Source organism: Aeromonas sp. QDB39, assembly GCF_027707585.1.
In the GTDB taxonomy this organism is placed as follows: domain Bacteria; phylum Pseudomonadota; class Gammaproteobacteria; order Enterobacterales; family Aeromonadaceae; genus Aeromonas; species Aeromonas hydrophila.
Map to the genome: position 1 here is coordinate 36639 of NZ_JAPCIV010000002.1, position 12251 is coordinate 48889.

Here is a 12251-nt window from a genome sequence, read left to right on the forward strand (position 1 = left end):
ATGAAATGATGAAAAAGCTCAATACCCTGCTCGCTGCCGCCATCATGTCCGTGCTGGGCACCGCCCAGGCCGCCGATCACACCCTGGCCATGGTGGTCTCCACCCTCAACAACCCCTTCTTCGTCACCATGAAGGAAGGGGCCGAAGCCAAGGCCAAGGAGCTTGGCTACGAGCTGGTGGTGCTGGACTCCCAGAATGACCCGGCCAAGGAGCTCTCCAACATGGAAGATCTCACCGTGCGCAAGGTCAACGCCATCCTGATCAACCCGACCGATTCCGAAGCGGTGGGCAACGCCATCCGGCTGGCCAACAAGGCCAACATCCCGGTGCTGACCCTGGACCGCGGCGCGGCGCAGGGTGACGTCAAGGCCCACATCGCCTCCGACAACGTGGCGGGCGGCAAACTGGCCGGCGATTTCATCACCCAGAAGCTGGGTGCCGGTGCCAAGGTGATCCAGCTGGAAGGGATCGCCGGTACCTCCGCCGCCCGTGACCGTGGCGAAGGCTTTGCCCTGGCCGTGGCCGCCAACAAGCTGGAAGTGCTGGCCTCCCAGCCCGCCGACTTTGACCGCACCAAGGGTCTGAACGTCATGGAGAACCTGCTGGCCGCTCACCCGAGCGTACAGGCGGTGTTCGCTCAGAACGACGAGATGGCTCTGGGTGCCATCCGCGCCGTGCAGGCCGCCGGCAAAGAGGTGATGATCGTCGGCTTCGACGGCACCGACGATGGCAAGGCCGCCGTAGCCAAGGGTAAACTGGCCGCCACCGTGGCCCAGCAGCCCGCGCTGATCGGCGCCATCGGCGTGGAAACCGCCGACAAGGTGCTCAAGGGCCAGCCGGTGGAAAAATCCATCCCGGTTCCGCTGCAAGTGGTCAGCAAGTAAGTTGACGGGGGGAGGTTCACCTCCCCCTTTTCACTCAAGGTTTACGGTGCCTCCCGGCCTGGATCCGGCTTTCGTGTCCATGCCAAGATGCATCAGGAGTACTCAACATGAATCGTCTCGTCGTTCTGGGCAGTGTCAATGCAGACCACGTGCTGCGCGTTCCCCACTTTCCTCGCCCGGGTGAAACCCTGACCGGCCACAGCTATCAAGTGGTGCCCGGTGGCAAGGGCGCCAACCAGGCGGTGGCCGCCGCTCGGCTAGGTGCTGAGGTCTCCTTTATCGCCCGCATCGGCGATGACGCCATCGGCCACCAGATGAAAACCGGCTTTGCCAAAGACGGCATCGACGTGAGCGCCGTCGAGCTCGACCCCAAGCTCCCGACCGGCATCGCCATCATCTATGTGAGCGATGAGGGGGAGAACAGCATCGGCATCTCCGCTGAAGCCAACGGCGCCCTCACCCCATCCGTGGTGAAAGGCCATGAAGCGATGATCGCCGCCGCCCACACCCTGCTGCTGCAGCTGGAAGTGCCGCTGGAGAGCGTGCAGGAAGCCGCCCGCCTGGCCCGTGCCCACGGCACCCGGGTGGTGCTCAACCCCGCCCCCGCTCGCCCGCTCTCAAGCGAACTGCTGGCACTGGTCGACCTCATCACCCCCAACCAGACCGAAGCAGAGCTGCTGACCGGCATCAAGGTCACCGACGAGGCGAGCGCAGCCGAGGCGGCCGCCCGCTTCCACCAGATGGGCATCGGAGAGGTGATGATTACCCTGGGCTCGCAAGGAGTCTATTGCAGCAAGGGGCAGCAACAAGCGCTCATCCCGGGTTTTCGGGTCAAGGCGGTGGACACCACGGCGGCCGGCGATACCTTCAACGGCGCCCTGCTGGCGGCCGAGCTCGCCGGCGCCGACTTTGACGCTGCCGTGCGCTTTGCCCACGGCGCCGCCGCGCTCTCCGTCACCCGGTTTGGTGCCCAAAGCTCCATCCCGAGCAAGCAGGAGGTCGACGCCTTCCTGCTTGAGCAGACTGCGCAGGGGCACTGATGGCCAATATCAAGGAGGTGGCGGCGCTGGCGGGGGTGTCGACCACCACCGTCTCCCACGTCATCAACGAGACCCGTTTCGTCGCCGAGGAGACCCGCGAGCGGGTCTTCGCCGCCATGCGTGATCTCAACTATGCCCCGAGCCTGGTGGCCCGCAGCCTCAAGGTGAAGGAGACCAACAGTATCGGCATGCTGGTCACCACCTCCAGCAACCCCTTCTTTGCCGAGGTGGTGCGCGGGGTGGAGCGTTACTGCTTCGAGCAGGGCTACAACCTGATGCTGGGCAACACCGAGGGCCAAGCCGAGACGGCGCTCTCCTACCTCAAGATGATGCTGCGCAAGCGGGTCGATGGCCTGCTGATCATGTGTAGCGAAGGCCAGCAAGAGGTGTTCAACCAGCTCGACTGGCTCAAGAGTCTTCCTGTTGTAGTGATGGACTGGGGGATGGAGAGTGCCGACGTGGACCTCATCGCCGACAACTCCCATCGCGGCGGCTACCTGGCGACCCGCCACCTGCTGGGACTCGGTCACACCGCCATCGGCTGCATCACCGGCCCCCACAGCCGCGCTCCCGCCAACCAGCGTCAGGCAGGATTTGAGCAGGCGATGCAGGAGGCCGGGCTAACTGTCAACCCACAGTGGGTCCAGGAGGGTGACTTCGACTGCGCCAGCGGCCACCAGGCGATGACCCGCCTGCTGGCGCTGCCCGAGCGCCCCACCGCGCTGTTCGTTTGCAACGACATGATGGCGATGGGGGCCATCAGCGCCGCTCATCAGGCGGGGCTGGTGATCCCGCGCGATCTCTCCATCGTCGGCTATGACAACGTGGCGCTGGCTGAATTCATGTCGCCGCCGCTCACCACCGTCAATCAGCCGAAAGAGGAGCTGGGCCGCCTCGCCGTCACCCGGCTGCTGGCGCGCATCAATGGCGAGGCGGTGGCGGATCATCTGATCACCGTCGACCCAGACCTGGTGATCAGGGATTCTTGCGCCCCCCGCCCCTGACATTCACGGGCATTAAACGCAGCAAGGCGACCCTGGGGTCGCCTTGCTGCGTTTTGTCTCTGGCCGGTTCAATACCGCTCTTTGTGCTCAGGCCAGCTGCCTTGCCTCACTGCCCGCCAGCACCTGCAACTGAACCAGCCCCAGTCGCCGGGCCAGCGGCTGCAACAACTCGCTGTGCTCCGCGTCATCTGGCAGCCAGTAACGGACAGGCCAGCCGGCCGCCAGCTGCGCTGGGGTGGCGCTGCCAATGTCTCTGAGCGCCAGGGTGCAACCCTGCTGCCGCAACCCCGCCAGCAAGGCAGCATCCGGCAACAGCGTTGGCACCAGCAGCACCCGCGGCGTGCGGGATGCACCCGGCAGATAGGCCACGACATGGGCCAGCTGGGCCTGGTTGTCGAGCGGGAGCAACAACGCCCGCCCATCGACATGCTGCGCCTCGTGCGCTTGCAGCAGCCGGGCCAGCACGGGCCCCAGCACGCCGCACTCCTGCAGCCAGCGCATCTGGCAGGGCGCCCCCTGCTCACGCCAGTAGAGCGTCATTTGCCACAGGTCGTTGCCCTGCCCGTCCGTCAGCCCCTGCAACGCCACTCGCAGCGGTGCAGGCTCACGCCCGGCCAGCCAGTCGCGCAGCTGATGAAGCTGATGCTGGCTCAACTGCAGTTGCTGCAGCATGGCAGGTTCGAACCAGCAGATGTCCCCCTCCTGGCTGCGTTTGGCCTGATTGAGGGCCAGGATGGCCTGATCCAGCAGCCGGCCGGCATCTTGCTGCTGCGCCTTGGCCACCCCGAGCCGACAGGCCAGATCGAAGCTGCACTCCCGGGTCACGAACTCGAAATGGAGCAGGCTCACCAGCTCATGAATGCGGGTTTCCAGCGCGCCATCCGCGCTGGTCAACACCACCGCGAACTCGTCGCCACCGAGCCGGTAGGCGTGGCCACCGTGGGCCTGCTGCAGCTTGTCGGCCACCGTCTGCAACAGCCGATCACCGACCTGATAGCCGAGCAGATCATTGACCTGCTTGAAGCGCTTGAGATCGAGCACCACCAGGGCGCTCGCCTCGCCGGCATGCAGGGCGCGGGAGAGCTGCTCCTGCAGGGCACGGCGGTTGCCAAGCCGGGTCAGGGGATCCAGCAGGGCGAGCCGGCGATTTGCCAGATTGGCACGAATGAGGGCGGCCACCAGGGCGCCGCCGGTCAGCAACAGGATCAGTTGCCAGATCTGCAACCAGAACAGGCTGCTGCGGATCTGGCTGACCGAACGCTCCCGCTCCTGGCCGGAGAGGATCTGATCCCCTATCTGCTCGATGAGGCGGGTCTGGCTGGCGATCGCCTCCTGCAAGCGAGCAAGCTCGGCCCCCTCGCGCAGCGCACCGGCCTCCATCTGGGGTTCGAGCTGCTTGATCTGCTCGAACAGTCCGGCCAGCGCCTTGCCGAGCCCGTGCCGCTGGCGCGCCTCGGCGGTTTCGCTGCTGATGAGGAAGATATCGAGCCGGTTCCACAGCAGATCGTAATCCAGGCTCAGGGTCTCCATCCCCAGCCGGCCGGCTCGGTAGAGCTGCAGATCGTAGAGGAAACGCTGGGATTCCAGCATCACCTGGCTGATGTTCCAGTGGATATTGCGGTAGAAGGTATCGACCAGCTGCTCCTGGCGATGCTGCAGATAGAGGCTGCTGCCCGAGGAGAGCAGAAACAGCAGCGACACCGCAACCAACAGCAGTTTGTGGCGGGATAGCCCCATCAATCGACGATCTCGATGCGGGTCACCTGCCACACCATGCAATTGTGGATGGCGGGCACGTCCAGCTTGGGATAGGTGGTGAACGGAATGAGCAGCCAGAGCGGGCCCTTGTTGCGCCGGGTCAGCGGTTTGCCGTCCTCCTGGCGCACCAGGGTCAGCGGCACGCCGTCGAACAGGGCCAGATCCACCACCTGCTGATAGCCGTTGAGGGCCGAGACGGCGATCTTGCGGGCATCCAGGATCCCTTGCGCCGCCAGCACGGCCGCCAGGGTCGGCCCGCGATAGTGGTGGGCGCCCTGGGTCCAGGGGGTGGTGGTGGTGAATTCGGTCTGCGGCAGGGCGGACAGGGCCGCCTCATCGAGGGTCACTTGCTGGCCGCCTGGCAGCACCAGGGTCATCAGGGGGATCGAGGCCGATGCGCCGGCACTGGCCAGCATCAGGAGAAAAAAAGCGATCCATTGCTTTACTGCGGTCATGGTAATTTGCGCCAACTGCGTCCCATTTTTTGTGGCTGCCAGTGTGGCGATTTCACCGGTTCATTGCAACTGTCCAGTCGCACAATAGCTCAGGGACCGCGCATCTCCATCCAGTTGTGGCCCTCGATCTGCGCCGGCTGGTGGACGCCGCAGCTTTGCAGCAGCTCATCCACGTAGGCCGGCACCAGCAACGAGGCCGGACCGTAGCGCTTCTCGTCAAACTGGCTGCCCACTTCGCTCGGTTCGAGATTGAGCTCGATGGTGTGGGCCCCGTTCAATCCCGCCTCGTGCACGAAACCGGCCGCCGGATAGACAGCGCCCGAGGTGCCGATGGAGATGAACAGATCACACTGGGCCAGCACGCTGTAGATGCGATCCAGCCCGAGCGGCATCTCGCCGAACCAGACCACGTGCGGGCGCAGCGGCTGGGGAAACTGGCAGCAGGTGCACAGCTCCTCCTGCTGCAGATCGCCACGCCACTCGATCACCTGGCCCGAGCCCGGGCAGCGCGCCTTGAGCAGCTCCCCGTGCATGTGAATGAGGTTCTTGCTGCCGGCGCTCTCGTGCAGGTTGTCGATGTTCTGGGTCACCAGGGTGACGCAGCCCGGCAGCAGGCGCTCGAGCCTGGCCAGCGCATAGTGGGCCGGATTGGGGTGGATGTGGGGTTGCTGCAGCTGGTGGCGGCGGGAGTTGTAAAAGCCCTGCACCAGAGCGGGATCCCGTGCGTAGCCCTCCGGCGTCGCCACGTCTTCGACCCTGTGTTCTTCCCACAGACCGTCACAGGCGCGAAAGGTCTTGATGCCCGACTCGGCCGAGATCCCGGCACCGGTAAGAATGACGATGTGTTTCGCTGACTGCACCATGACTGACTCCCTCTGGCTACTTCTCTGGCTGACCTTAGCACAGGGTGAAAAACCGGCCTATTCGCCCTTGGTCTTATGACGCGGTTACAGGGTGTCGAGCACGCTCAGATCGAGTCGCACGAACACCAGCTCCCGTCCCGTCACCAGGGTGAGCGGCAAGCCCAGCCCGCGCAGCAGCGCCAGCATGGGGCGATTCTGGGGCAGCACCTCTGCCGTCCACTCGCGAATGCCTTCGGCGCGCGCCAGCAAAGCCAGCGCCAGCAGGATGCGCCGCCCTGCCCCCCTGTGCTGGAAGTGATCGGCGACGATACAGGAAAACTCGGCCCGATCCGGGTGCAGCCGCCGCCGGATGGACTGGGCCTGGGCCAGTGGTCGCCCCTGACCGTCGGTCAGCAGCAGCCCAATCTGCTGCTCCTTGGGGTAATCGAGGAAGAAGGCGAGCTGCTCGTCACTCGGGAGCTGCTTGGCGCGCATGAAACGCAGGTAGACGCTCTGTTCGCTGAGCTCGCCATAGGCGGCCCTGATCCGCTCGGGATCGGCCCCCGCCAACTCCTGCAAGCGGCAGGGAATGCCCCCCACCTCCATCATCAGCGGCAGGGCTGCCCGCGAATGAGGATGCAACCAGCCGGCCAGGGCGCGCCGCAGCCGGGCCTCGTCCGGTGGCCAGCAGAGGTAGCGGGCCACTGTCTACCAGCGCCCCGCCACGCCCTGATCGCGCCACAGATTGCTGTCCAGCAGGTTGAAGGGATCGTCCAGATAGAGGGCGATCCCGAGCTCCCTGGCCCGGTTGATGAAGCGCCCCAGCAGGGAGTCCGGGGTCATGGCTTCCAACCCGGGCAACAGACTCTGTCCCAGCAGCAGGTGCTGCAGCGGCATCCGCTCCAGCAAATCGAACGGAATGTGCTGATCGTTATCCAGCAGCAGTGCCAGCTTGGCCCCCGCCAGACTGGCCTGCAACACCAGGGCAAAACGCTCCGCCTGGCTCAACAGGTGGTCGCGCCGGTGGATAAGCAGGGTGAGCTCGCCGGGCTCCCGGCCCTGCTGGACCAGCCACTCGCGTACCCGCTCCCAGCGCGGTGGCAAGCCGGTCACTGCCAGCCAGATGGGCAAGGGCGACGGAGGATCGGACAAGAGCCCGAGCAGCCCTTTTTCTTCCCCCTGCCAGGTGCGGATGGTGCGGCGCAGGCCGCTCAACCGGCGCTGACGCTGCGGCCCCAGATAGAGCGTCTTGAGCAGCCGCAGCAGATCATCTGCCAGCAGCGGCTTGGCCAGGGCGGCCAGCACGTTGAAACCGGCATCGTGCAGCAGGCGGCGGGCGCCGTCGATCAAGGTCTGATCGTGGGCCGAGAGCAGCACGATGGGCAAGCCACTGTGCTGGTATTGGGGCTGGCTCATCAGCAGGCTGATGGCATCCTGCTCCACCAGACTGAGATCGCTCACCAGCAGCTTGACCTCGCCGCCGGCCAGCGCCTTGATGCAGGCGTTGCCATCCTGCACCCACTGACAGGGCACCCCCAGCCCCTTGATCTCCTGCTGGATGTGGGCCCCCTGAAACGGGTGATCCTCCAGCAGCAGCACCTGGGTCTGGGCCAGCCACTCCTGCCACGCCAGGTAGCGGCCATTGACCCCCGCCAGCCAGTCGTCGGTGAGGCGATAGACACCCTCGGCCTGCGCCGTCAGCTGCGGCAGATAGTCAGCCCCCACGTGGGAGTCGGGATCGAACAGGGCGATGGCACCGGCGGCAAACAGCCCTTCCCACTGCCAGCAGGCATCGGGGCGGGTACGGCGCAAGGTGGCGAACTCGGGTAGCTCGACGGCCTTTGCCGTCCGATAGGCGACCCCGTCCAGAGCGTAGATGGTCACGGGGTGGAACAGGCGCTCGTCCGTCTCTTCCGAGTTCAGCAACGCCAGTAACTCTTCATCTGTGATGATCATGTCAGAGCCTCTCACGTAGTCGCCGGCACACCTCATCCAGAGCTTGCCGCAGCGGGGGTAGCAGGGGTTGCCGTGGATCCCGTTTCCACTGCTCGATCACCTGAACAAGCGGGGTGGCTCCCACCATTTTGGCGGCCCCCTTCATCTTGTGTAAAGCGGCTTCAAGCGCCATCTCATCCCCTTGTGTGACACAGCGCTCAATGTCGGCCAGATCCTGCCCGGTCGCATCCAGATAGAGGGGGATAAGCTCCGGCGCCAGCAGCGACACCTCCCGCGCTGCCCAGACCTCCCCTTCTGCCGATACGTCGCTTTGAGGGGGCGGCTCGGGTGCCAGTGCCTGGTCCGGCTCGCCCAGGCTGCGCAGCAGATTGGCCAAGTCTTTGAGCAGCAGCGGTTTGTCCAGATGCCCGCGACAACCACAGCTGGCCAGCTGCGCCGCCGCCTGCTCGCTGAGATCGGCGGTGATGACGTAGGTGGGCAGATGCTGCCAGCGCGGCGAGTCGCGCAGTTGGCGGCAGAGCTCGGCGCCGTCCATCACCGGCATCTGCAGATCGGTCAACACCAGATCGACCGTCTCATGCTGCAGGATGTCGAGCGCCAGCTGGCCGTTGGCGGCGCTGATCACCCGGGCCCCCAGCTGGGTCAGCTGCATGCTGATCAACACCCGGTTCACCTCGTGATCTTCGACCAGCAGCACCCGCATCCCCTGCCCCGGCAGCGTGATCATGCCCTGGCTAGAGGGCACCAGCCTTGGCTGCATCAGACTCACCACCGAGCCCGGCACCCAGGGTTCCCTCTGCCAGTCCCAGTAACGCAGCCCCTGCTCATCCAGCCGGACGCTCAATACCGGGCCGGCCGGATCGTCCTGCAAATCCAGTTCGCCCAGCCAGGGCAGCAGATAGTCCCGCTCGGCCCCGCCGAGTTGCACATGCACGCTGGCCACCCTTGGTCGCCAGCGCGGCATCTCCTGCAGCAACACCAGGGGCAGCGCACAGAGGAAACGGCTGCCGCCGGTCGGCCGCGGCTCGACCCGGATCTCGCCACCCATCTGCTCCATCAGCTGGCGACAGATGGCAAGTCCGAGCCCGGTGCCCTGGGCCCGCGGCTGACCCGCCTCCCCGCCCTGCTCAAAGGGCAGGAACAGCCGCGGCAGCAGCTCGGCACTGATGCCGGGCCCCTCGTCATCCACTCCGCACAACAGCTGAGAGCCAGCGCGGCGGGCCCACAGCACCACCTCGCCACGGGAGCTGAACTTGATGGCATTGGCCAGCAGGTTGTGCAGCACCTGCTGCACCCGGTGCGGATCCAGCTCCACCTGGGCGGGCAGTCGATGATCGAGATCCAGCCGCAGTTGCAGACGCTTGGAGCGGGCTTTGGACCAGTGCACGGCCGCCACGTGCTCGCACAAATCCACCAGATCAGTGGGCTGCAGCGAGAGCGCCAACTGTCGGTTCTCGTTGCGGCTGAAATCCAGCACGTCGTTGAGCAGGCCCAGCAGCTCGTCCCCCGCCTGGCGGACGTGGGCCAGTGCCGAGCGCTGCTCGGCATTGAGGGAGGTGTGGCTGAGCCACTCCAGCAACCCCAGAATGGCGTTCATGGGGGTACGAATTTCGTGGCTCACCGCCGCGAGAAAACGCCCCTTGGCCAGCACCGCCTGCTCGGCCCGCTCGTGGGAGGCCTGCAGCGCCTGCTCCTGCTCGACCCGGGTCGTCACATCCTGCACCACCCCGTACACCCGCCAGCCCTGCTCGGACTGGCTGCGCCCCCGGCCGTAGAACTGCAGCCAGCGGGTGCCCTTGCCCGGGTGCTCATAGCGCAGCGCGTAGGAAAAAGGCTGACCGGCCTGCAGCATCTCCAGCATGGGGATCTGCATCTTGCGCCTGTCCTGCTGATCCAGCCGGCCCAGCGCCTGACCGGGATTGCGGCGGATCTGCTGGCTGGCCAGCCCCAGCAGCTCGTAGCTGCCACGGCTGATGAACTCTACCTGGGCGATGCCTTCCCGCTGCAACAGGAACTGGATCACCACCCCGGGCACCGTATTGGTCAATGCCCGCAGGCGGCGCTCGGCCTGGCGCAGCAAGCGGGTGCGCTCGCGCAGGGCACTAATGTTGGAGAGCGCGATGAGATCCCCCGCCGGCGACTGCTTGCCAAGCTGAAGCGGGATCTGGGCATAGGAGTAGACCTGATCGCCCAGGGCCATCTCCCCCTCGCCCCCCTGCAACTGGGCCTGCGGCAGGTGCAGCTCGGCCAGGTAGCGCGCCTCCAGCCGTTTGGCCTGCTTGTTGCGCTTGATGATCTCGCCCTGGTTGTCCCGCAGAAACACCGGCACCGGCAGCGCCTGGAATAGGGACTCCCTGAACTGGCTCTCCAGCGCCAGGGTCTGCTCCATCTCCTGACGCTGGCTCACTTCCCGGGCCAGCTGCTGGCGGGAGCGCCAGATCAGCCAGATGACGCCGGCACTGATCAACAGCGCCAACGACACCGACCCCAGCCAGATCCCGTAGCTGACCCCGGCTTGCTGGGTCAGCACCAGCCGGCGCCAACGCTGATTGAGATCGTCGTTCTGCCTGCTGGTGAAGGCCATCAGACTCTGCTCCATCACCCCGGCGAGTCGCGGGCTATGGTGGCTGATGGCAAACCCCAGCCCGAAGCGTTGAGGTAGCTCCCTGATATCCAGTCCGTCCAGCTGGTTGTTGCGAAGCGGGTATTGCAGCTGGTAGAGCTCGGCCAGCATGGCGTCGGCCTCGCCGCTTTGCACCGCCGCAAGCCCCTGCGCCAGGGTGTCGCTTTTGCGCCAATGATGTTCGCCACCCAGCCGGGCCAACATCCCTTCGTCATAGAGGGTGGCGGGCACCACTATGTCGCCCTTCACCGCCGCCAGCGTGTCGAACGACTTCGCCTTGCGACTGACCAGGGCATAGCGATTGAGCGCCATGATGCGGGTGAAGTCGAAGGCATCGGTCAGCGCCGGCGTTTCCAGCAGGCCGGCCATCATGTCTGCCTCACCGCTGCGCAGCTTCGCCAGCGCCTCTTCCTTGTTGGCGGTCGGGATCACATGAAAGTTGAGGCCGGTCTGCTGACTCACCTGCCGCAGTACGTCGGCGTTCCACCCCTTGAGTTCCCCCTGCTCGTCGAGACCGCTGTAGGGCATGAAATCCGGGTTGACGACCAGCTTGATGGCACGGGAGGTGCCGACCAGCCAGGCCTGTTCCTTGTCGGTGAAGTGAAGCGGGTTGATGTCCTGCTCCCCCTGTGCCAGATAACGGTCCAGATCCTTATAAAGGGCACCGGGCGGCAGATAACGGATGGCGGTATCGATGAGCTCGCGCAGTTCCGGCTGGTCGCGCATCATCAGCCGGTAGCTCACCACCAGTTCATCGCTGCGCAGCCGACGCAGCCGCAGCCCCTGATCCGGGTATTCGCGCATCAGGTAGCGCAGTTGCAGGTAGTCACCGAGATAGGCGGTCCCCTTGCCCGCCGCCAGCGCCGCGTACCAGTTGTCCGCCTCGGTCAGGGGCAACTGGGTTGAGCGGGGATAAAGCGCTTTGAGCACCTCGTTTGCCTGCCAGATGGGGGACACCAGGAAGGTCGCCCGCTCCAGATCACCGCGATAGAGGATGGCGGATTCGGCCTCCAGCATGGCACGACTGAGTGCCATGCCCGGCAGGGCCTGCAACGAAGGGCCGACATTGGGAATGAGATCGCAGCGCCCCTCCTGCAAGCCACGCTGCACCGCTGACCAGTTGGGCAGCTTCTCGTGCAGGAGCGGAAAAGGAAGCTGCTCTGCCAACCGCTCCATCTGATCGATCAGCAAGCCTCCCGATTCCTCGAGATAAGGCGGCCGGATCAGCGCCGGATAACAGATGGTCAGCGACTTGGTGGCATCGGCATACGCCTTGGCCGCCGTGGAGAGAGGGAGATCCATCGCCTGCAGTGGCGCAGCCAGCAGCAGGCCTAGCAATAGGCTGGTTTTTCTCATGAAAAAATAAAAGCCAGGCGGCTGCCTGGCTTTTTGTCACTCGTTGGGCTCAACATTTTCGACCCTGGCCTTGAGCTTCTGACCAGGGCGGAAGGTGACCACCCGCCGGGCGCTGATAGGAATATCTTCGCCGGTTTTCGGGTTACGTCCAGGACGCTGGTTCTTCTCACGAAGATCAAAGTTACCGAAGCCTGAAATCTTGACTTGTTCACCACGCTCAAGCGCTTGTCTGATCTCTTCAAAGAAGGCTTCCACCATATCTTTGGCTTCACGCTTGCTCATCCCGAGCTGGGTGAACAGGTGCTCTGCAATGTCGGCTTTGGTAAGCGCCAT

Annotated in this window: 9 protein-coding genes and 1 pseudogene; 3 read left to right on the forward strand and 7 right to left on the reverse strand. The window is 65.1% G+C overall.

The genetic code is table 11. The features are described from left to right. Positions 1-8: 8 nt before the first annotated feature. The 3 genes from rbsB to PG899_RS01365 all read left to right on the forward strand — a co-directional run bounded on the left by rbsB (position 9) and on the right by PG899_RS01365 (position 2928). Positions 9-884: a ribose ABC transporter substrate-binding protein RbsB gene (gene rbsB, locus PG899_RS01355; RefSeq protein ID WP_010634030.1), complete on the forward strand. Its 876-nt coding sequence runs from the start codon at positions 9-11 to the stop codon at positions 882-884. Positions 885-991: 107 nt separating this feature from the next. After that, the gene (gene rbsK / locus PG899_RS01360; protein ID WP_077096252.1) at positions 992-1924 is read left to right on the forward strand and encodes a ribokinase; all 933 of its coding nucleotides are present in this window, start codon (positions 992-994) and stop codon (positions 1922-1924) included. Beyond that, a complete protein-coding gene (locus PG899_RS01365; protein ID WP_077096253.1) occupies positions 1924-2928 on the forward strand; it encodes a substrate-binding domain-containing protein in 1005 nt (334 codons plus the stop codon). Before rbsK ends, PG899_RS01365 begins: the two co-directional genes overlap by 1 nt. 87 nt (positions 2929-3015) lie before the next feature. Here PG899_RS01365 and PG899_RS01370 read toward each other — a convergent pair whose 3' ends face one another. The 7 genes and pseudogenes from PG899_RS01370 to ihfA form a co-directional block, all read right to left on the reverse strand. Next, on the reverse strand, positions 3016-4665 hold the full coding sequence (locus tag PG899_RS01370) for a GGDEF domain-containing protein (protein ID WP_179101410.1): 1650 nt from the start codon (positions 4663-4665) through the stop codon (positions 3016-3018). Further along, positions 4665-5141, reverse strand: a complete 477-nt coding sequence (locus PG899_RS01375) for a hypothetical protein (protein WP_043119653.1) — start codon at positions 5139-5141, stop codon at positions 4665-4667. The genes PG899_RS01370 and PG899_RS01375 overlap by 1 nt, the downstream gene beginning before the upstream one ends. An 89-nt stretch (positions 5142-5230) precedes the next feature. Continuing rightward, positions 5231-6019 (reverse strand): annotated as a pseudogene (cobB, locus tag PG899_RS01380) (Sir2 family NAD+-dependent deacetylase); the annotation flags it as partial. A gap of 69 nt (positions 6020-6088) precedes the next feature. Beyond that, entirely contained in the window at positions 6089-6688 is a 600-nt protein-coding gene (locus PG899_RS01385) for a GNAT family N-acetyltransferase (protein WP_077096256.1), read from the reverse strand. Between the two features lie 3 nt (positions 6689-6691). Continuing rightward, a complete protein-coding gene (locus PG899_RS01390) occupies positions 6692-7939 on the reverse strand; it encodes a response regulator (RefSeq protein WP_011706164.1) in 1248 nt (415 codons plus the stop codon). Between the two features lies 1 nt (position 7940). Then, the gene (locus tag PG899_RS01395) at positions 7941-11900 is read right to left on the reverse strand and encodes an ATP-binding protein (protein WP_190284322.1); all 3960 of its coding nucleotides are present in this window, start codon (positions 11898-11900) and stop codon (positions 7941-7943) included. 54 nt (positions 11901-11954) lie between these two features. Next, positions 11955-12251, reverse strand: a complete 297-nt coding sequence (gene ihfA / locus PG899_RS01400; RefSeq protein ID WP_005300715.1) for an integration host factor subunit alpha — start codon at positions 12249-12251, stop codon at positions 11955-11957.

Bases quoted from the DNA above. Each gene is read 5' to 3' on its own strand.
- rbsB (WP_010634030.1), top strand. From the start codon at position 9: ATGAAAAAGCTCAATACCCTGCTCGCTGCCGCCATCATGTCCGTGCTG.
- rbsK (WP_077096252.1), top strand. From the start codon at position 992: ATGAATCGTCTCGTCGTTCTGGGCAGTGTCAATGCAGACCACGTGCTG.
- PG899_RS01365 (WP_077096253.1), top strand. From the start codon at position 1,924: ATGGCCAATATCAAGGAGGTGGCGGCGCTGGCGGGGGTGTCGACCACC.
- PG899_RS01370 (WP_179101410.1), bottom strand. From the start codon at position 4,665: ATGGGGCTATCCCGCCACAAACTGCTGTTGGTTGCGGTGTCGCTGCTG.
- PG899_RS01375 (WP_043119653.1), bottom strand. From the start codon at position 5,141: ATGACCGCAGTAAAGCAATGGATCGCTTTTTTTCTCCTGATGCTGGCC.
- PG899_RS01390 (WP_011706164.1), bottom strand. From the start codon at position 7,939: ATGATCATCACAGATGAAGAGTTACTGGCGTTGCTGAACTCGGAAGAG.
- ihfA (WP_005300715.1), bottom strand. From the start codon at position 12,251: ATGGCGCTTACCAAAGCCGACATTGCAGAGCACCTGTTCACCCAGCTC.